18 protein-coding genes are annotated in these 17,648 nt (G+C 64.4%); 15 read left to right on the forward strand and 3 right to left on the reverse strand.

The genetic code is table 11. The features are described 5' to 3' along the window. Positions 1 to 178 precede the first annotated feature (178 nt). The 4 genes from phnC (at position 179) to phnE (ACZIRK_RS17770) (ending at position 3,906) form a co-directional block, all read left to right on the forward strand. Positions 179 to 994 (forward strand): phosphonate ABC transporter ATP-binding protein, encoded by an 816-nt coding sequence (phnC, locus tag ACZIRK_RS17755; protein ID WP_130226183.1) that lies wholly within the window; start codon positions 179 to 181, stop codon positions 992 to 994. Positions 995 to 1,156: 162 nt separating this feature from the next. Further along, positions 1,157 to 2,092, forward strand: a complete 936-nt coding sequence (gene phnD / locus ACZIRK_RS17760; protein ID WP_456642386.1) for a phosphonate ABC transporter substrate-binding protein — start codon at positions 1,157 to 1,159, stop codon at positions 2,090 to 2,092. An 84-nt stretch (positions 2,093 to 2,176) separates the two neighbouring features. Then, on the forward strand, positions 2,177 to 3,061 hold the full coding sequence (phnE, locus tag ACZIRK_RS17765) for a phosphonate ABC transporter, permease protein PhnE (protein WP_130226181.1): 885 nt from the start codon (positions 2,177 to 2,179) through the stop codon (positions 3,059 to 3,061). Continuing rightward, positions 3,058 to 3,906, forward strand: coding sequence for a phosphonate ABC transporter, permease protein PhnE (gene phnE / locus ACZIRK_RS17770; RefSeq protein WP_130226180.1), 849 nt, complete (start codon positions 3,058 to 3,060; stop codon positions 3,904 to 3,906). Before phnE (ACZIRK_RS17765) ends, phnE (ACZIRK_RS17770) begins: the two co-directional genes overlap by 4 nt. Before the next feature lie 173 nt (positions 3,907 to 4,079). On the opposite strand, the gene phnF is transcribed toward phnE (ACZIRK_RS17770), so the two are convergent. Next, positions 4,080 to 4,811 carry a phosphonate metabolism transcriptional regulator PhnF gene (gene phnF, locus ACZIRK_RS17775; RefSeq protein ID WP_130226179.1) on the reverse strand — a complete coding sequence of 244 codons (732 nt, stop codon included), beginning with the start codon at positions 4,809 to 4,811 and terminating at the stop codon, positions 4,080 to 4,082. A 113-nt stretch (positions 4,812 to 4,924) separates the two neighbouring features. On the opposite strand from phnF, the gene phnG reads away from it, so the two are divergent. The 10 genes from phnG (at position 4,925) to ACZIRK_RS17825 (ending at position 13,279) form a co-directional block, all read left to right on the forward strand. Then, the gene (gene phnG / locus ACZIRK_RS17780; RefSeq protein WP_028165306.1) at positions 4,925 to 5,386 is read left to right on the forward strand and encodes a phosphonate C-P lyase system protein PhnG; all 462 of its coding nucleotides are present in this window, start codon (positions 4,925 to 4,927) and stop codon (positions 5,384 to 5,386) included. Between the two features lie 4 nt (positions 5,387 to 5,390). Further along, a complete protein-coding gene (gene phnH / locus ACZIRK_RS17785; RefSeq protein ID WP_130226178.1) occupies positions 5,391 to 5,996 on the forward strand; it encodes a phosphonate C-P lyase system protein PhnH in 606 nt (201 codons plus the stop codon). A 2-nt stretch (positions 5,997 to 5,998) separates the two neighbouring features. After that, positions 5,999 to 7,102 carry a carbon-phosphorus lyase complex subunit gene (locus ACZIRK_RS17790; RefSeq protein WP_130226177.1) on the forward strand — a complete coding sequence of 368 codons (1,104 nt, stop codon included), beginning with the start codon at positions 5,999 to 6,001 and terminating at the stop codon, positions 7,100 to 7,102. Continuing rightward, complete coding sequence (locus ACZIRK_RS17795; RefSeq protein ID WP_028165309.1) at positions 7,099 to 7,983, forward strand: alpha-D-ribose 1-methylphosphonate 5-phosphate C-P-lyase PhnJ; 885 nt, start codon at positions 7,099 to 7,101, stop codon at positions 7,981 to 7,983. Before ACZIRK_RS17790 ends, ACZIRK_RS17795 begins: the two co-directional genes overlap by 4 nt. Then, positions 7,976 to 8,776: a phosphonate C-P lyase system protein PhnK gene (gene phnK / locus ACZIRK_RS17800; protein ID WP_130226176.1), complete on the forward strand. Its 801-nt coding sequence runs from the start codon at positions 7,976 to 7,978 to the stop codon at positions 8,774 to 8,776. The genes ACZIRK_RS17795 and phnK overlap by 8 nt, the downstream gene beginning before the upstream one ends. An 8-nt stretch (positions 8,777 to 8,784) precedes the next feature. Beyond that, positions 8,785 to 9,483 (forward strand): phosphonate C-P lyase system protein PhnL, encoded by a 699-nt coding sequence (gene phnL / locus ACZIRK_RS17805; RefSeq protein WP_463327831.1) that lies wholly within the window; start codon positions 8,785 to 8,787, stop codon positions 9,481 to 9,483. 10 nt (positions 9,484 to 9,493) lie between these two features. Further along, on the forward strand, positions 9,494 to 10,645 hold the full coding sequence (locus tag ACZIRK_RS17810; RefSeq protein ID WP_130226174.1) for an alpha-D-ribose 1-methylphosphonate 5-triphosphate diphosphatase: 1,152 nt from the start codon (positions 9,494 to 9,496) through the stop codon (positions 10,643 to 10,645). Beyond that, complete coding sequence (phnN, locus tag ACZIRK_RS17815; protein ID WP_130226173.1) at positions 10,642 to 11,238, forward strand: phosphonate metabolism protein/1,5-bisphosphokinase (PRPP-forming) PhnN; 597 nt, start codon at positions 10,642 to 10,644, stop codon at positions 11,236 to 11,238. Before ACZIRK_RS17810 ends, phnN begins: the two co-directional genes overlap by 4 nt. Before the next feature lie 13 nt (positions 11,239 to 11,251). Further along, the gene (locus ACZIRK_RS17820) at positions 11,252 to 11,863 is read left to right on the forward strand and encodes a pyridoxamine 5'-phosphate oxidase family protein (RefSeq protein ID WP_130226172.1); all 612 of its coding nucleotides are present in this window, start codon (positions 11,252 to 11,254) and stop codon (positions 11,861 to 11,863) included. Between the two features lie 291 nt (positions 11,864 to 12,154). After that, entirely contained in the window at positions 12,155 to 13,279 is a 1,125-nt protein-coding gene (locus tag ACZIRK_RS17825) for a GGDEF domain-containing protein (RefSeq protein WP_130226171.1), read from the forward strand. Positions 13,280 to 13,522: 243 nt separating this feature from the next. On the opposite strand, the gene ACZIRK_RS17830 is transcribed toward ACZIRK_RS17825, so the two are convergent. Beyond that, positions 13,523 to 14,341, reverse strand: a complete 819-nt coding sequence (locus tag ACZIRK_RS17830; protein ID WP_463327832.1) for an alpha/beta fold hydrolase — start codon at positions 14,339 to 14,341, stop codon at positions 13,523 to 13,525. 484 nt (positions 14,342 to 14,825) lie between these two features. Between ACZIRK_RS17830 and ACZIRK_RS17835 the strand changes: the two genes are divergently transcribed. Beyond that, positions 14,826 to 15,749, forward strand: a complete 924-nt coding sequence (locus tag ACZIRK_RS17835; RefSeq protein ID WP_130226202.1) for a LysR substrate-binding domain-containing protein — start codon at positions 14,826 to 14,828, stop codon at positions 15,747 to 15,749. A gap of 111 nt (positions 15,750 to 15,860) precedes the next feature. Here ACZIRK_RS17835 and ACZIRK_RS17840 read toward each other — a convergent pair whose 3' ends face one another. After that, positions 15,861 to 17,582: a SulP family inorganic anion transporter gene (locus tag ACZIRK_RS17840; RefSeq protein ID WP_463327833.1), complete on the reverse strand. Its 1,722-nt coding sequence runs from the start codon at positions 17,580 to 17,582 to the stop codon at positions 15,861 to 15,863. Positions 17,583 to 17,648: the final 66 nt, after the last annotated feature.

Here is a 17,648-nt window from a genome sequence, read left to right on the forward strand (position 1 = left end):
TCGCCTCGTCGAATTGTTGTGGGGGAGCGCACGTCTTCGATGCGCTTCATAACAGTAGCGTGACAGATGCGTGACATCGCCGGCGGTGTGGAGGATCGCCGCACTGCAGCGCGTTTGTCACACAACTGTAATTCAGCGGCGTTAGCCGTTACGCGACGTGACGGGTTCGGAGCACTGCATGCTGGTGGTTGAAGGTTTGACGTGCCGTTTCGGCACAAAAGCCGCGGTCGACAATGCTTCGTTCTCGGTCCAGCCCGGTAGTTTCGTCGGCGTGATCGGTCGCTCGGGCGCCGGCAAGTCGACCTTGTTGCGGATGGTCAACCGTCTCGCCGATCCGACCGAAGGCCGCATCCTGTTCGAAGGTGTCGATGTCACCGCGCTGCGCGGCAAGGCGCTGCGGCAGTGGCGCGCGCGTTCGGCGATGATCTTTCAGCAGTTCAATCTGGTCGGCCGGCTCGATGTGCTGACCAATGTGCTGATGGGCCGCCTTGCCGAAATGCCGGCCTGGCGCTCGTTGACCCAGCTTTGGCCCGAGCAGGACAGGGCGCTGGCGATGTCGGCGCTCGAGCAGTTCGACATCGCGCAGTTCGCCGCCCAGCGCGCCGACCAGCTCTCCGGCGGCCAGCAGCAGCGCGTGGCCATCGCTCGCGCGCTGGTGCAGGAGCCCGATATCATCCTCGCCGACGAGCCGATCGCCTCGCTCGATCCGCGCAATACCAAGATCGTGATGGATGCGCTGCTGCGCATCAACAAGCATTTCGGCATCACGGTGCTCTGCAACCTGCATTCGCTCGATCTGGCGCGCAGCTATTGCGACCGCCTGATCGGCATGGCGGCGGGCCGCGTGGTGTTCGATGGCCAGCCGTCGACGCTGACCGATCACATCGCCCGCGAGCTCTACGATCTCGAGGCCAATGATGTCATCGGCGGGGCGCCAATGCCCGCGCCCGGTGCCGCAACAGCTCCGGCGCTCGGCACCGCAGCCGCGGCCTGAACGCCGTAACCTTATGCAGGGAAAGCCGCTGCAGGTGCAGTCGGCCTTTACAGCATGGTCCGGAAAAGTGGAAACCGGTCGTGTTCAAACAAGAGATGAGATCACGATCCCGTTGCGTCTCGGATCGTGATCCAGGCGCTACCATAACAGCAGGGGTAAACCATGATCACTCGTCGCATCGTTCTCGCCGGCGCTGCCGCGCTCGCGCTCACCGCGTCCGCGTCGGCGCAGGACTGGAAGGCCAAATATCCGGAGCTGACCTTCGCGGTCGTGCCGGCTGAAAACGCGTCCGGTGTCACCGAGCGCTGGACGCCGTTCGTCAACTATCTCTCCAAGGAACTCGGCGTGAAGGTCACGCTGCGCATCGCCAACGACTATGCTGCGGTGATCGAAGGCCAGCGCTCCGGCAACATCCAGATCGCCAGCTACGGTTCGGCCTCCTTCGCCCGCGCGCGGCTGACCGGCGTCAAGACCGACGCCTTCGCCAACGACATCAACGCCGACGGCTCCACCGGCTACTACTCGATGTTCTTCGTCAAGGCGAGCAGCCCCTACAAGACCATCGAGGACGTGAAGGGCAAGAACCTCGGCCTCGTCGATCCGAACTCGACCTCCGGCAACAACGTGCCGCGCTTCGAGCTCAACAAGAAGGGCATTCCGGACGCCGAAGCCTATTTCAGCAAGGTTGTCTTCACCGGCAGCCACGAGAACGCGATGCTCGCGCTGGCGCAGGGCACGGTTGATGTTGCTGCCAACCAGTGGACCAGCGACGATGACTCCACGCTCGCCCAGATGCTGCACAAGGGCATGCTGAAGAACGCCGACGGCTCGCCGATGAAGAAGGATGATTTCCGCATCGTCCATAAGTCGGCCGAGATCATCAACGGACCCTATGCCTACAACTCCGACCTTCCCGACGATCTCAAGGCCGCGATCGCCAAGGCCTTCTTCGACGTGCCGACGAAGGACAAGGCGGCGTTCGACAAGCTCTCCGACGGCCAGAAGAAGGGCTTCCATCCCGCGACCACCAAGGATTGGGACGGCACGATCGAGCTGATCAAGTTCGTCGACGCCCTGCGCAAGAAGAAGGCCTCCTGATCGATCGACGCGAATACGCAGGCCGGATCGATCGCGACCCGGCCTGTTCCGTTGAGGACAAGCAGCAGATCCCAAGCAGAGCAGATGGCCACCGCCGTATCCATCCTTCCCGCCCAGCAGCTCGCCGCGCTGAACGATGCCTATCGCAAGGCAGTCGCGCGCAAGCGGTTGAAGATGGCCTTGGCGGCGGCGGTGTTCATCGCGGCGCTGACCGTTGCCGGCATCGGCGCCGAGGTGAACCTGCGCACGCTCTTCACCTATTTCGGCAACTTCGTCTCCTATTTCGACCGCATCCTCACGCTCGATAACGGCCAGCGGGTCTGGACCGATTTCGGCGAATGGTTCTGGGGCTGGAAGAATTGGCTGAAGCTGCTCGCCGAGACCATCTTGATCAGCTATGTCGGCACGCTGACCGGCGCCGTCTTTGCCTTTGCGCTGAACTTTTTCGCCGCACAGAACACCTCGCCCGGGCCCTGGCTGCGCTTTGTTGTCCGCCGCCTGCTCGAATTTGCGCGCACCGTGCCCGCCATCGTGTTCGCGCTGGTGTTCGTGATCGCGTTCGGGCTCGGGCCGATGGCGGGCGTGCTGGCGATCGCCGTGCACTCCACCGGCGCGCTCGGCAAATTGTTCTCCGAGATCGTCGAGAATGCCGACATGAAGCCGGTGGAGGGCATCCGCTCGACCGGCGCGAGCTGGCTGTCCTGCATGCGGTTCGCCGTGCTGCCGCAGGTCTCGGCGGGCTATGCCAGCTACGCGCTGCTGCGCTTCGAGATCAATGTGCGCGAAGCGTCCGTGATGGGCTTTGTCGGCGCCGGCGGCATCGGGCAGGAGCTCGTGGTCGCGATTCGCAAATTCTATTATTCCGACGTCAGCGCCATCCTGGTCACCATCGTCCTGACCGTGTTCGTGATCGACATCACCACCGGCTGGCTGCGCGCAAAACTGTTCGGCAAGGAGGGGCGGGCATGAGCCAGTTGCCAAAGCCGGATTCGCAGGCGCTGCGGACGAAATACCCTGACGTTTTCGACCGCCCGGCCTCGGCGCGCCTCGCCACGCCCTTGATGCTGCTGGCGGCATCAGCGGTCTTCGCCTTCGGCCTGTTCGATCTGGACTTCTCGCCGACCAAGCTGGTGAGCGGGCTGCGTGAGCTCGGCTGGATCACGCTGATGATGATCCCGCCCGATCCCGGCTCGTCGCTGCCGACCTATCTCTCCGCGCTCGGCGAGACGCTGTCGATCGCGCTGCTCGGCACGACGCTGGCCGCGTTCATGGCGCTGCCGGTCAGCCTGCTCGCCGCGCGCAACATCGTGCCCTCCGCCATCTTCCGTTTCCCGGTGCGACGTTTCCTGGATACGATCCGCGGCGTCGACACGCTGATCTGGGCCTTGGTGTGGATCAATGTCGTCGGTCTCGGCCCGTTCGCCGGCGTGCTCGCCATCGCGGTGTCGGATTTCGGCGCCTTCGGCAAATTGTTCTCCGAGGCCATTGAAGGCGCCGACAAGAAGCAGGTCGAGGGCATCAGAGCTTCCGGCGGCGGCGTCCTGCACGAGATCCGCTTCGGCCTGATCCCGCAGGTCCTGCCCGTGATCGCGGGTCAGGTGCTCTATTTCATCGAATCGAACACGCGTTCGGCCACGATCATCGGCATCGTCGGTGCCGGCGGCATCGGGCTGCAGCTCGCCGAGCAGATCCGCGTGCTGGAATGGCAGAAGGTATCGTTCCTGATACTGATGATCCTGATCGCGGTCGCCGTGATCGACTGGATTTCGACAAAACTCCGCTTCGCCATCATCGGCCAGCGCACGCTGGCGTAGGAGTCACCTCGCCCCGCTCTTGCGGGAAGAGGTCGGCGCGAAGCGCCGGGTGAGGGGCCCCTCCGCGCACTCTCGCCTATCGAATTTGCAGAAGCAGCCCCTCACCCTAACCCTCGCAGAGTGAGCTTTGCTCGTCTCGCCCCCGCGAAGAGCGGGGAGAGGGAAGAACTGGATTACCCGTTCTCCACCAAGAACTCCACGCGCTCCGCCGCAAAACGCGAGCGCTTTGTCACCAGCGGCTTGTCGTCCAGATCGACGTCGGTCGAGTCGACCACCAGGATCGGGCGGCCGAGCGCCAGGTCGAGCCGCGCGGCGTCGGTAGCGTCGACGATGCCGGCGGTGATCCGCGTCGAGGTGCGGCGATAGTCGCGGATGCCGAAATGTTCGAGCAGTTTCGTCATCGAGCGGACGCTGGCGAACACCTCTCCCGCGCCCGGAAAGCGCTCGGCCGAAAGCCAGGAGGTGGAGACGCAGATCGGCGCGCGGTCGGCGAACCGCAGCGACTCGATCCGGACCAGTGGCGCGCCGACCTTCAGTCCGAGTTCCCGCGCCAATTCCCGGCTCGCCACGTCTTCCGAGGCATCGATCAATTGCCCGCGTGGCTCGCGGCCGCCGGCGCCGACGATCTCCGAGAACCGCGTGCGCGAGCGCAGCGGATAGGCGATTTTCTGCACCTCGACATAAGTGCCGCTGCCGCGTTCGGCACGCACCAGTCCGCGCTCGGCGAGCGCCGCCAGGGCGCGCCGCACCGTGTGCCGGTTCACGCGGTAGGTCTCCGCGATCTCCATCTCGCCCGGCAGCTTCTCGCCGGCGGCAAAGCGGCCCTCGGCGATGCCGCGCTCGATGCCGTCGGCGACCAGGCGCCACAGCGCGACGCCCGATGAGGCGGTGTCCTGCACACTCATATCGGAAACCCAGTCCTGTCGAAAATCATGCCTCTGTCATGAAACAGTCATGGCGTTTGCTTATCAAGTTGTCTAGTATCATAGACAACTTCAGTCAGGCAAGGTTCCGCGAGATGACGAAGACCGAGCAAGACAGCAGGCGGGCGCAGCGCCGGGCGGGAATGGCGGTGCTCGCGCAGTCGGACGCTGCCGACATTTCGGCCCGGCTCAGCGAGATGGCGCTGCCCGCTCACAAGACCCTGCGCGAGCCGGAAAACGGCCTCGTCATGGTGCGCGGCCGGGTCGGCGGTGATGGCGCGCCCTTCAATATTGGCGAGGCGACCGTCTCGCGCGCGGCGGTGCTGCTTTCGACCGGCCAGGTCGGTTTCGGCTACACGCTCGGACGCGACCATGAGAAGGCGCGGCTGATCGCGTTGTGCGACGCCATGGCGCAATCGGACGATTTTGCCGATGCGGTTGAGCAGGAGGTGATCGCGCCGCTGCGCACGGCCATGATCGCCAAGCGAGACCGGGTGGCCGCGGAGACGGCGGCGACGCGGGTTGATTTCTATACGATGGTGCGCGGTGAGGGCTGAAGACATGACGGCGATTGCCGAACTGCCGCCGGGCTTCGCCGACAAGGTCTTGTCGGCGCAGGCGACATTCCGTTCCGTAATGAACGCGATGGCGCGTCCGGGGAAGGTCGAGCGAATCGCGGCGTCGGCCGGCGCGCCTGATGGCGTGATGCACGGCGCGGCCGCGATCGCGCTGACGCTGTTCGATCACGATACGCCGATCTGGCTCGACGGCGCGATGTCGACCCCCGAAGTCGCCAAATGGCTCAAGTTCCACACCGGGGCGCCCATCACCGGCGATCCCGCGATTGCAAGCTTTGCGCTGATCGGCGATCCCGAGAATCTCCCCGCGCTCGATCGTTTCGCGCTCGGCAGCGGCGAATATCCCGATCGTTCGACCACGCTGATCCTGCAGATTGGCAGCCTGTCGCACGGCGCGGCCTACGAACTGCGCGGCCCGGGCATCGACGGCTCCACCGTGCTGACAGCGACCATTGAGCCGCACGATCTGTTCGATCAACTCGCCGTCAACGCCACGCTGTTCCCGCGCGGCATCGACGTCGTGCTGGTCGCGGGTGATGAGATTGTTGCGATCCCGCGCACCACGCGGCTCGCTCATGGGAAGGACTGACGATGTACGTTGCGGTCAAGGGCGGCGAACGCGCCATCGAGAACGCCCATCGCCTGCTCGCGCATGAACGGCGCGGCGACCGGGAGGTGCCGGAGCTTACGCTTGCGCAGATCTCCGAACAGCTTGCGCTCGGCGTCGATCGCGTCATGGCGGAAGGCTCGCTCTATGACCGCGAGCTGGCCGCGCTCGCGATCAAGCAGGCGCGCGGCGACCTGATCGAGGCGATCTTCCTGGTTCGCGCCTTCCGCGCCACGCTGCCGCGCTTCGGCGCCACCGAGCCGGTCGATACCGGCAACATGCAGATCCGCCGCCGCATCTCCGCGACCTTCAAGGACATTCCCGGCGGCCAGATCCTCGGCCCCACCTTCGACTATACCCATCGCCTGCTCGACCCGCAGCTTGCCGAGGGTTTTGTGCCGGAGGCGCCTGCGACCGGCGAAACATCGTCCGCCGAGACGCCGCGCGTCACCGACATCCTCGCTCACGATGGTCTGATCGAAGCGTCGCCGCAAGCAGAAGCGGACGCGCCGATCGGCGATCTCACACGCGAGCCGCTCAGCTTCCCCGCCGACCGCGATCTGCGGCTGCAGAATCTCGCGCGCGCCGACGAAGGTTTCCTGCTCGCGCTCGGCTACTCCACCCAGCGCGGCTACGGCCGCAACCACCCCTTCGCCGGCGAGATCCGCTTCGGCGAGGTTGATGTCGAATTCTTCGCCGAGGATGCGGGTTTTGCCGTTCCGCTCGGGAGAATCGAACTCACCGAGTGCCAGATGGTCAATCAGTTCAAGGGCTCGGCGACGGAAGCGCCGTGCTTCACCCGCGGCTACGGGCTCGCCTTCGGCCAGAGCGAGCGCAAGACCATGTCGATGGCGCTGGTCGATCGTGCACTGCGCGCGCGCGAGCTCGGCGAGGAGGTGAGGGCGCCGGCGCAGGACGAGGAATTCGTGATGTCGCATTCCGACAATGTGCAGGCGACCGGCTTCGTCGAGCATCTCAAGCTGCCGCATTATGTCGACTTCCAGTCCGAGCTCGGCCTGCTGCGCAGGCTGCGCACAGAATTCACTGAGGCCAACGCATCGGAGCCGCTGCAGGAGGCCGCCGAATGAACGCGCCGTCCTATAATTTCGCCTATCTCGACGAGCAGACCAAGCGGATGATCCGCCGCGCGATCCTGAAGGCGATCGCGATCCCCGGCTACCAGGTGCCGTTCGCGAGCCGCGAGATGCCGATGCCCTATGGCTGGGGCACCGGCGGCGTGCAGGTCACCGCCGCGATCCTCGGCCCCGATGACGTCTTGAAGGTGATCGACCAGGGCTCGGACGATACGACGAATGCGATCTCGATCCGCAAATTCTTCGGCAAGACCGCGGGCGTCGCGACCACGACGTCGACCACGGAAGCTACCGTAATCCAGACTCGCCACCGCATCCCAGAGGCGTCGCTGCATGAGGGGCAGGTGCTGGTCTATCAGGTGCCGATCCCAGAGCCGCTGCGCTTTCTCGAGCCCCGCGAGACCGAGACGCGGCGCATGCATGCACTCGCCGAATACGGCTTGATGCATGTCAAGCTGTACGAGGACATCGCGCGCTTCGGCCATATCGCCACGGCCTATGCCTATCCGGTGAAGGTGAACGCGCGCTATGTGATGGACCCGTCGCCGACGCCGAAATTCGACAATCCGAAGATGGACAATTGCGCGGCGCTGCAATTGTTCGGCGCCGGCCGCGAGAAGCGCATCTATGCGATCCCGCCCTACACGACCGTGGTCTCGCTCGATTTCGAGGACCATCCGTTCAAGCCCTACCGCTTCGACGCGCCGTGCGCGCTCTGCGGCGCGGAGAATTCCTATCTCGACGAGATCGTAACCGACGACAAGGGCGGGCGGATGTTCGTCTGCTCCGACACCGACTATTGCGAGCAGCGCCAGGCCGAAGGCCATCGCGGCCACCAGAGCGCAGCGCCGCACAAGGAGAGGGCGCATGTCTGAGCCGGTGACCACGCCCGACGACGATCAGCCGCTCTTGATTGCGGACGGCCTGTCGAAGAATTACGGCCGGCTGGCCGCCTGCCGCGACGTGTCGTTCTCGCTCCATCCCGGCGAGGTGCTGGCGATCGTCGGCGAGTCCGGCTCGGGCAAGTCGACCTTGCTGCAACTATTGTCGGCGCAGCTTGCGCCGAGCGCGGGCAGCGTGTCCTATCGCATGCGCGATGGCGTGCTGCGTGATCTTGCTTCGCTCGGCGAAGCCGAGCGGCGCTTCCTGTTCCGCACCGATTGGGGCTATGTGCACCAGGATCCCGCACAGGGCCTGCGCATGGCGGTCTCCGCCGGCGCCAATGTCGGCGAGCGGCTGATGGCGATCGGCTGGAATCACTATGGCCGCATCCGCGACACCGCAACGACATGGCTCGAGCGCGTCGAGATCGACGTCGGCCGCATCGACGATGCGCCGAAGACCTATTCGGGCGGTATGCGGCAGCGCCTGCAGATCGCGCGCAACCTCGTCACTGCGCCGCGGCTGGTGTTCATGGACGAGCCGACCGGTGGGCTCGACGTCTCCGTGCAGGCCCGCCTGCTCGACCTCATGCGCAATCTCGTCAGCGAGCTCAACCTCGCCGCCATCGTCGTCACCCACGACCTCGCGGTGGCGCGCCTCTTGTCACACCGGGTGATGGTGATGAAGGGCGGCCGCGTCGTCGAGACCGGTCTGACCGACCAGGTGCTCGACGACCCGCGCGAGCCCTATACCCAGCTGCTCGTTTCCTCGATCCTGCCGCCATGAGGGCACCGATGACTGCGACGATCGAAATCTCCAACGCGGCAAAGACCTTCACCATGCATCTGCAGGGCGGGGTCGAACTGCCTGTCGTGAGCAACGTCTCGTTCCATGTCGAACCGGGCGAATGCGTCGTGCTGTCCGGGCCGTCAGGGGCCGGCAAGTCGTCGATCCTGAAGATGATCTTCGGCAACTATCGCTGCGATGCCGGGCGGATCGACATCCGCCACCAGGGCAAGGTGATCGATCTCGCCAGCGCCGAGCCGCGGCAGGTCCTGAGCGTGCGCCGCGCCACCGTCGGTTATGTCAGCCAGTTCCTGCGCGCGGTGCCGCGGGTCGCGACCATCGATGTCGTCGCCGAGCCGCTGGTCGCGGGCGGCACGCCGCGTGCCGAGGCGCGCAACAAGGCCGCCGCGCTGCTCCGCCGTCTCAACATCCCCGAGCGGCTGTGGCGGCTGCCGCCCTCGACGTTCTCCGGCGGCGAGCAGCAACGCGTCAACATCGCCCGCGGCTTCGTGTCCGATCTGCCGATCCTGCTGCTGGACGAGCCGACGGCCTCGCTCGATGCGGCCAACCGCGCCGTGGTGGTAGAACTGATTGGCGAGAAGAAACGCCGCGGCGTCGCAATGGTCGCGATCGTGCATGACGATGAAATCCGTCATCTGATTGCAGACCGAATCGTGGATGTCACGTCATTCGCTGCGGCGGCATGAGAGGGGTGAGATGACCGCAAGAGAGACCATCATCGGCAATGCGCGCCTTGTGCTGGCCGATCGCGTCATCGAGCGCGGTTGGGTCGCGCTCGCCGATGGCCGCATTGCCGAATTCGGTGAGGGGAGCGCCCCCGATGGCAGCGAGGATGCCGGCGGCGATCTCATCATGCCGGGCATGATCGAGCTGCACACCGATCACCTCGAAGCCCATTACGTGCCGCGCCCGAAAGTGTTCTGGGATCCGGTTGCCTCCGTCATCTCCTATGACGCGCAGCTTGCGACCTCGGGCATCACCACTGTCCTCGACTCGCTCCGGGTCTGGCGCGAGGACGGTGCAGAGGACGTCGATGGCCGTGCCGGCATTCTGGCGGCGGCGATCTCGGCGGCCCGCGAGGGCAATCTGCTCCGTGCCGATCACTTCCTGCACCTGCGCTGCGAAATCCCGATGCCCGATGTGGTGGCCGAGGCGAAAGAGCTGATCGACCGGCCCGACGTCCGCCTGATGTCGCTGATGGACCACACCCCCGGCCAGCGCCAGTTCCGCGACGAAGTGAAGCTGCGCGACTACTATCGCGGCAAGGGCGGCGGCATGACCGACGCCCAGCTCGACGAGCTCTTCGCCCGGCGTTTCGCCAACCAAAAGGCCTATGCCGCCACCAACATGCGTGCCATCGTCGCGCTCGCGCATGAATACAACATCCCGCTCGCGAGCCACGACGACACCACCGAGGAGAACGTCGTCGACGCCGTGCGCGACCGCGTCTCGGTCGCGGAATTCCCGACCACGATGGAAGCCGCCCGCGGCCTGCACGCGGCCGGCATCGACATCCTGATGGGCGCGCCCAACGTGGTGCGCGGCGGCTCGCATTCCGGCAATATCGCCGCCGTCGATCTCGCCCGCGAGGGGTTGCTCGATATCCTGTCGTCCGACTACATTCCTTCGAGCCTGTTGATGGCGGCGCTGCAATTGCCGCGGCATATCCCGGCGATCGATCTCGCCTCCGCGGTGCGCACGGTCACGAAGACGGCGGCCGAGGCGGTGGGGCTCACGGACCGCGGCGAGATCGCGGTCGGCAAGCGCGCCGACCTGATCCGCGTGCACATCGCGCGCGACCTCCCGGTGGTGCGCAGTGTCTGGCGGGAAGGGGAGCGGGTCGCATGACGGACGCACAGGCAATCGCAATCGACACACCCATAGCCATCGGCCCCGGCCGCCTGGTGCTGGTGGTCGGCCCGAGCGGCGCCGGCAAGGATACGCTGCTCGGGCTCGCCAAGGCGGCCTGTGCCGAAGACGGCAATGCCGTCTTCGCGCGCCGCGTGATCACGCGCGCCTCCTCGGCCTCCGAGGACAATGAGGAGGTCAGCGCGGACGCGTTTGCCGAGGCAGTCGCGCGCGGCGACTATGCCATGCATTGGGAGGCACATGGCCACAGCTATGCGCTGCCGCGCGCGGTCGACGAGGATCTGCGCGCCGGCCGCACCGTGATCGCCAACGTCTCGCGCACGGTGATATCGGTAGCCCGCCGCGCCTACGCCAATGTCGTCGTGGTCCAGATCACCGCGCCAACGAACGTGCTGGCCGAACGGCTCGCAATGCGCGGACGCGTGAGCGACGGACGGATCGAGCATCGGCTCGGCCGCACCGTCGATGAGACGACGGCCGCTCCCGACTTCACCATCGTCAATGTCGGCACCGCCGACTATCACGCGGGCCAGCTCGCGCGGATCATCAAGGGCAGCCGCTGGGACGAGTAAACAAGGGAAGCCGATGACAAATATCGCGACGATCGAGCAATTGGAGGCGATCTACGGCTTCCCCAACGATGCTTCCACCGTCAAGCTCGCCGATCGCGTCACGCCGCCCTATCGCATCCTGATCGAGACGTCGCCGTTCGCGGCGCTCGCCACCGTCGGTCCCGAAGGCATCGATTGCTCGCCGCGCGGCGACCTGCCGGGCTTCGTCCGCATCCATGACGAGAAGACGCTGATGATGCCAGACCGCCGCGGCAACAACCGCGTCGATTCGCTCCGCAACATCGTCCGCGACCCGCGCGTCGCGCTCTTGTTCCTGATCCCCGGCTCCGGCACCACGCTGCGCGTCAACGGCAGTGCCCATCTCTCCATCGATCCCGATTTGCTTGCCTCCTTCAAGATGGAAGGCAAGGCGCCGCGCTCCGTCATCGTCATGACCGTCGACGAGATCTACTTCCAGTGCGCCCGCGCGATCGTCCGCGCCGACCTCTGGAATCCCGACAAGCGCGTCGATCCCAGGACGTTGCCGACTCCGGGCCAGATCCTCGCCGGCATGAGCGAGGACAAGGTCGGCGGCGAAACCTACGACCGCGAATGGCCAGAGCGCGCCCGCCAGACGATGTGGTGACGCGCGAACCGCGGCCTGCGCACGTGCGCAAAAGTTCACCATCGTCATTCCGGGGCGATGCGAAGCATCGAACCCGGAATCCATTTCTCCGCCAGTGCATGCGGCCCGATGGATTCCGGGCCTGCGCCTTGCGGCGCATCCCGGAATGACGGCGGTGTGCTTGTTCCAGAACGCAACTCCTGCTGCGGCTGCGTCCGCCTTGATGCTCCCTTAAGCCTATCGCGGGACCGCAACGACCCGGACCAATCCGCCTCACCGTTTCTTAGCAACTCCACGGCATGGTGCCGGTCCATGAGACTGACAGCCTTGTCCAGCGCCGTGCAGCCAGGCATTCGCCGCGAACTGATCAAATTGCTGTACACGTCGATGCCGCAAGTCATGGCGATCACCGTGACATCGGGCACCGGTGCGATCGCGCTTGCCCTGGTCAGCGGCGATATCGGCTATGCCTTGATTTCCTGTCTCATTCTGATCACCGCTGGCGCCCGGCTGTACAGCCTGCATCTCTATAAGCTGCGATCGACGAATTTTTCCGACCAGGACGTGCTGCGCTGGGAGCACATCTACGGCATCGGCGCGGTGGCGTTCTCGGTGGGGCTCGGCTTACTGTCATACCGCGCGCTCCGGCTCGGCGATGCGGCCGGGGCGTGGATCAGCTTCGGACTGTCGATGTCCTTCTGCGTCGGCATGGTGTCGCGCGCGGCAGTGCGTCCTTGGATCGTGCTGTCGGCATCGGCCGTGCTGTTTGCGCCGACCATCGTGGCGGGTCTGCTGCGGCCGGAGCTCGCCTACAAGCTCGGCTCCTGCATGCTGTTCCTGTTCTGGATCACACTGCGCGAGGCCTCTCGCCATCTCAGCAAGGCCTTCATCGAGCGGCTGGAGGCCCAGCAGGCGCTGGCGCGCCAGGCCCATCATGATTTCCTCACCGGATTACCGAATCGTGTCGCGTTTCTCTCGGCGCTGGAGCAGGCGGCGGGGCGCATCGCCATCATCGCCATCGATCTTGATGGTTTCAAATCGGTGAATGACCGCCTCGGCCATCACGCCGGAGACGCGCTGCTCCGCCAGGTCGCCGAACGATTGACCCAATGCATCGGACCGCAGGGCACCGTTGCCCGCTTTGGCGGCGATGAATTCATGCTGCTGCGTTCGGTGGAAGAGGGGCCGGCCGGGAACGATGCCGCGTCGGCGCTCGCCAAGCGCGTGGTCGAGGCGCTGTCGCTGCCCTTCTTTGTCTCGCACGAGCCGGCACGGATCGGCGCCAGCGCCGGCATTCTGGTGACCGAGCTTGCCTCCAGTGCTACGGCCGGCACGTTGCTCGAACAGGTCGACCGCGCGCTCTACGCCGCCAAGCGCGCCGGCGGCGGACGCTGGCAATGGTCTGGCGACGAGGCTGCACTGGATCAGGCGGTCTGAATCATGGATCAGCCCGAACTGCATCGGTGCGCGAGACACCAGGACGAAACCTCCGCGCCGCAGATCAAGGCGCTTTGAGGTCCGCTGTACCCCTGATAGCGGTGCGATAGCTGACCTCACCAGAGGTCCGAGTTGGGCCAAAAGCGGCAGTCGCATACCGTGTCGTGAACTGGAAGGAGACGCCGCCTTACAAACGGCATCTCCTTCGTGCGGGAAGGCGATTGACGGAGGAGAGATGCCGGGTCAAGACCTGATGAACGCGAGTAGGTCGGGGTTGAGGACATCCGCATGCGTGGTGAGCATGCCATGGGGATAGCCGGCATAAGACTTCAGCGAGCCGTTCTTAAGTAAATCGACCGCACGCGGCACTGAACTTGCGAACGGGACGACTTGATCAGCCTGGCCGTGCATCACCAGCACCGGCACGGTGATCTTCTTGAGGTCTTCGGTATAATCTTCGAGCCAAGAGTCGACGGTTGCGTAATGAGCGAGGGCACCGCCGGCCATGCCTTGGCGCCACCAGTTCGCAATGATCGCCTCCGAAGGCTTCGCCCCTTCTTGGTTGTAGCCGTAGAACGGATTCTCAGGGACGAAACGGTAAAACTCCGACCGGTTGCCCAGCACGCCTGCCCGAATCGCTTCGAACCACTCCGGCGGTTGACCGGACGGGTTGTCCTTGCTCCGGTACATGTTCGGCGTCAGCGAAGCGACCAGCGCCGCCTTCGCGACGCGATCCTGGTGCCGAGCGACATAGCGAGCCACCTCACCGCCGCCTGTGGAGTGGCCGATGTGGATCGCGTCGCGCAGGTTGAGATGCTCAGTCAAAGCCGCGAGGTCGGCAACCCAATGGTTCATGTCGTTGCCGGTGCCGGGCTGGTCGGACCGGCCGTGGCCGCGTCGGTCATGGGCGATCACCCGATACCCGTGATGAAGGAAGAACGTCATCTGGGCATCCCAGTCGTCCGCTGTCAGCGGCCAACCATGGCTGAAAACGATCGGCTGACCCGATCCCCAATCCTTGTAGAAGATTTTTACGCCGTCTGTCGTCGTGATCTTGGGCATCGAGGTGCTCCATCTGCGCTATTGGATTTATTCAAAGGTTAGCGGACGGGTGTCTAAAGAAAGCAAGCGAGCCCGAGCTGATCAGGCCACAGATCGCGCCTCCTGGCTTTCCAAAAGACACGATGTTCAGCGGCCCCGCCGGCGAACCCGTTGCCGTGGCAACACCCGATCGCCGACGCGTTGTCGGCGGCTCCGGCGCGGCGCTATTCGCCGCTTTGCGCGTTCGCGCGCATTTCCCGCTAAATGAGGGAAATCACTCTCGATCGCGCTGCAGAATTGTTGAGGCCGTACCGAATTGCGATCACGCCGTGCCTATCGGCCAGGAGTGCTGGGATCACTTTGCTGAAGACGATACGAGGCTTCGGCGAAGACATTGTTCGTTGTCCTTTTCTTGGTTGAAGACTACGAAACGGTAAATCCCTCTTTGGCTCCTGACCAAGACCTTGTAGGCTTCAAGCTATGCCTGGAAGACATACGAGGGATCATGGAGCTCCGGCATCTGCGCTATTTCATTGCCGTCGCTGAAGAAGGCAGCCTGCTGACCGCCGCCCAGCGGCGACTGAACACTTCGCAGCCATCGCTGAGCCGACAGATCCGCGATCTAGAAGCCGAAGTCGGCGTCCAGCTATTGGAGCGCCAGGCGCGAGGCGTGACGCTGACGGCCGCCGGAAGGGTATTTCTTGATCACGCGCGGCTGGCGCTGCTGCAGGTTGCGGCCGCAACGGAGGGCGCCCGACAAACAGCGCAACCGCAACGGCCCGTCCTTTCGATGGGTTTTCTCGTCGGGCTGGAGGTGATGTGGCTCCCTCAGCTGCTGCGTATGCTCCGCGAGGAAGCACCCGATGTCGACGTGACGCTCAGTACGCAATCTTCGCCAGAACTCGCACTGGCATTGATGCGGGGAAAGCTGGACATCGCTTTCCTTCGTCCGGAAAAAGACAACGACGGCGTCGTTTTCAAGATATTGGCAAAGGAGCCCTTAATTGCCGTGCTGCCGGCCGAACACCGCTTGGCATCACGGAAGAAGATTCGTCCGCAGGATCTCGCCCGCGAGATCTATGTCAGCTCGGCAAGAACATCGCCGGTCTTGCAGGATGTCATACAGAACTACGCAGCCCGAGTCGGCATTACCCTCAAGGCGAAGTATGAAGGTGAAAACATATCATCGGCCATGTCGCTCGTGGCCTCCACGGGCGGAATTAGCCTCGTCCCGCTCTATGCGCAGAACATGCTTGCACCGAACGTCGTCGCCAGAGCGCTTGAGGGCGGCACTCCAACGGTCGATTTGGCCTTGGGATACAATCAGGCAAATCCGTCGCCCTTGCTACGTCGGCTTTTATCCCGCACGGATGAATTGGTCGCGAACGTCCAGAATCAGAGCATCATCCGATACGTTGAAGCTCAGTAGCTGGCGAAGGTTTACGTCCGCTTTGGGTCACGAGCGGTAATGCTCCGACTGATCATAAGATTTCCGCTTGGTCGTCAGAAGCTGACATGTGCGCCTTTGTGAGCACACACTCTAGCGGCCGGCTTGGTCTTCCCAGTCCTCCCATTCCACATCACTGTTGATGTCCAGGTAGGCGGAAACGGCGGCGCCGACGGTCGGGAAGAAGCTGTCCTCACCAAGCTGCGCCAATAATCCGAATTTCTTCAGCTTGTCCTTTACGGGATCCTTGAGCTCCGCAAAACGAAGCTCGATACCCCGCGCGTGCAACGTCTCGTCCAGCTTGGCAAGTGTATCGCCGGCGGTGACGTCCACGCTGGTGACCGGCTCGGCGGCAACGACCAGCCAACGCGCGGGCGTCGGTGATTTCGCCACGGCGTCCAGAACGCGCTCATTGAAGAATTCGGCGTTGGCGAAGAACAGAGGCGCGTCCCACCGAAACAGCACCAGCCCGGGGATCTGGCGTGCGTCCGGATATCTGCTGATGTCGTGATAACCTTTGACGCGGTCGGCGCGGCCCAACACGGCCGAGTGCGGGCGCCACCCGTCCCATAGAAACTCGGCGATGGCGATGACGATTGCGAGGCCAATTCCCGGAATCACCCCGAGCGCGGCCACACCGACAAAGCAGACGATCGACAGCCAGAACTCCCATTGCTGGATGCGATAGATCCGTTTGAGGTCGGTGACCTCGAACAACCCGATCGCGGCGGCGATGACGACGGCGGCGAGCGCAGCGTTGGGCAAATGCTGAAGCAGGTTTGGTGCTGCCAGCAGAAGAAGGGCGATGGCCAGCGCCCCGACGACACAAGTCAGTTGGGTGCGGGCGCCGGCGGCTTCGGCAACCGGCGTCCGCGAACTGCTGCTGCTGATCGGAAAGCCCTGGAAAAAGCCGGCTGCCAGATTGGCCGCGCCAAGGCCCACCATCTCCTGGTTGGGATCGGCGTGCGTGCCCAATCGTGCGGCAAAGGCGCGCGACAGCACGCTGGTGTCGGCGAACGATATCAGCGCGACGGCAGAGCCGCCGAGCACGACCGGCACTATGTCATTGGTGCCGATCAGGGGAACGGCGAAGCCCGGCAACCCCTGCGGAAGAGGACCCAGAACGGTGACGCCGTAATGCGACCCGAGACCCAGCGCACCGACGATGAGCGTCGCCGCGACCACTGCAATCAGGACACCTGGCAGACGCTTGTTGTTCCGGAGCAGGAGAATAATGATCAAGCTGCCGAGTCCAATCCCGAACGTGATCCAGTTGGTCTTGCCTTCAAGGATCGCATCGCCGATTGCCCACAAGCTCCGTAACGGTCCTTCGCTCTCGATGGAGAAACCGAACAGCTTTGGCAGTTGGCTGACCAACACGGTCAGGGCAATTCCGTTCATGTAACCGTAGCGTATCGGCTTAAGAAGCTCGGTCACAAAACCCAGACGCGCGATGCCTGCCAGAATGCATACCGTCCCGGATACGATCGCCATTGCGCCGGCCAAGGTTGCGGCGCGCAGAGGATCGCCACCCGACAGCGGAACGACGACGCCGAGGATGACGGCTGCGAGAGCCGAGTCCGGTCCCAGCACAAGGATGCGGCTGGGCCCGAACAGCGCGTAGACCAGCAGCGGTACGATCGTTGCGTACAGACCGTAGATGCCGGGCAAGCCCGATGCTTCCGCGTAGGCAATCCCAACCGGGACCAGCATGGTCGCCAGCACGAGCCCGGCGAAGACATCGTGGCGGAGCGACGCCCCTTCATATCGACGGATGGCGTCGAGACCTGGCAGCCAGCGGCTCCAATGCTTCATCGCCGGTCACTCCCCAACCCGGTCAGGCTCGCACCATTCTCGGATCAAACCCGGCAGAGGTTCAAG

The organism is Bradyrhizobium sp. Leo114 (genome assembly GCF_055229415.2).

Excerpts from the sequence above, each read along its gene's own strand:
- ACZIRK_RS17830 (WP_463327832.1), bottom strand. The coding sequence starts at position 14,341 with ATGCCCAAGATCACGACGACAGACGGCGTAAAAATCTTCTACAAGGAT.
- phnF (WP_130226179.1), bottom strand. The coding sequence starts at position 4,811 with ATGAGTGTGCAGGACACCGCCTCATCGGGCGTCGCGCTGTGGCGCCTG.
- ACZIRK_RS17825 (WP_130226171.1), top strand. The coding sequence starts at position 12,155 with ATGAGACTGACAGCCTTGTCCAGCGCCGTGCAGCCAGGCATTCGCCGC.
- ACZIRK_RS17810 (WP_130226174.1), top strand. The coding sequence starts at position 9,494 with ATGACCGCAAGAGAGACCATCATCGGCAATGCGCGCCTTGTGCTGGCC.
- phnH (WP_130226178.1), top strand. The coding sequence starts at position 5,391 with ATGACGGCGATTGCCGAACTGCCGCCGGGCTTCGCCGACAAGGTCTTG.
- phnG (WP_028165306.1), top strand. The coding sequence starts at position 4,925 with ATGACGAAGACCGAGCAAGACAGCAGGCGGGCGCAGCGCCGGGCGGGA.
- ACZIRK_RS17790 (WP_130226177.1), top strand. The coding sequence starts at position 5,999 with ATGTACGTTGCGGTCAAGGGCGGCGAACGCGCCATCGAGAACGCCCAT.
- phnE (WP_130226181.1), top strand. The coding sequence starts at position 2,177 with ATGGCCACCGCCGTATCCATCCTTCCCGCCCAGCAGCTCGCCGCGCTG.
- ACZIRK_RS17820 (WP_130226172.1), top strand. The coding sequence starts at position 11,252 with ATGACAAATATCGCGACGATCGAGCAATTGGAGGCGATCTACGGCTTC.
- ACZIRK_RS17840 (WP_463327833.1), bottom strand. The coding sequence starts at position 17,582 with ATGAAGCATTGGAGCCGCTGGCTGCCAGGTCTCGACGCCATCCGTCGA.
- ACZIRK_RS17795 (WP_028165309.1), top strand. The coding sequence starts at position 7,099 with ATGAACGCGCCGTCCTATAATTTCGCCTATCTCGACGAGCAGACCAAG.
- phnL (WP_463327831.1), top strand. The coding sequence starts at position 8,785 with ATGACTGCGACGATCGAAATCTCCAACGCGGCAAAGACCTTCACCATG.
- phnN (WP_130226173.1), top strand. The coding sequence starts at position 10,642 with ATGACGGACGCACAGGCAATCGCAATCGACACACCCATAGCCATCGGC.
- ACZIRK_RS17835 (WP_130226202.1), top strand. The coding sequence starts at position 14,826 with ATGGAGCTCCGGCATCTGCGCTATTTCATTGCCGTCGCTGAAGAAGGC.
- phnK (WP_130226176.1), top strand. The coding sequence starts at position 7,976 with ATGTCTGAGCCGGTGACCACGCCCGACGACGATCAGCCGCTCTTGATT.
- phnE (WP_130226180.1), top strand. The coding sequence starts at position 3,058 with ATGAGCCAGTTGCCAAAGCCGGATTCGCAGGCGCTGCGGACGAAATAC.
- phnD (WP_456642386.1), top strand. The coding sequence starts at position 1,157 with ATGATCACTCGTCGCATCGTTCTCGCCGGCGCTGCCGCGCTCGCGCTC.
- phnC (WP_130226183.1), top strand. The coding sequence starts at position 179 with ATGCTGGTGGTTGAAGGTTTGACGTGCCGTTTCGGCACAAAAGCCGCG.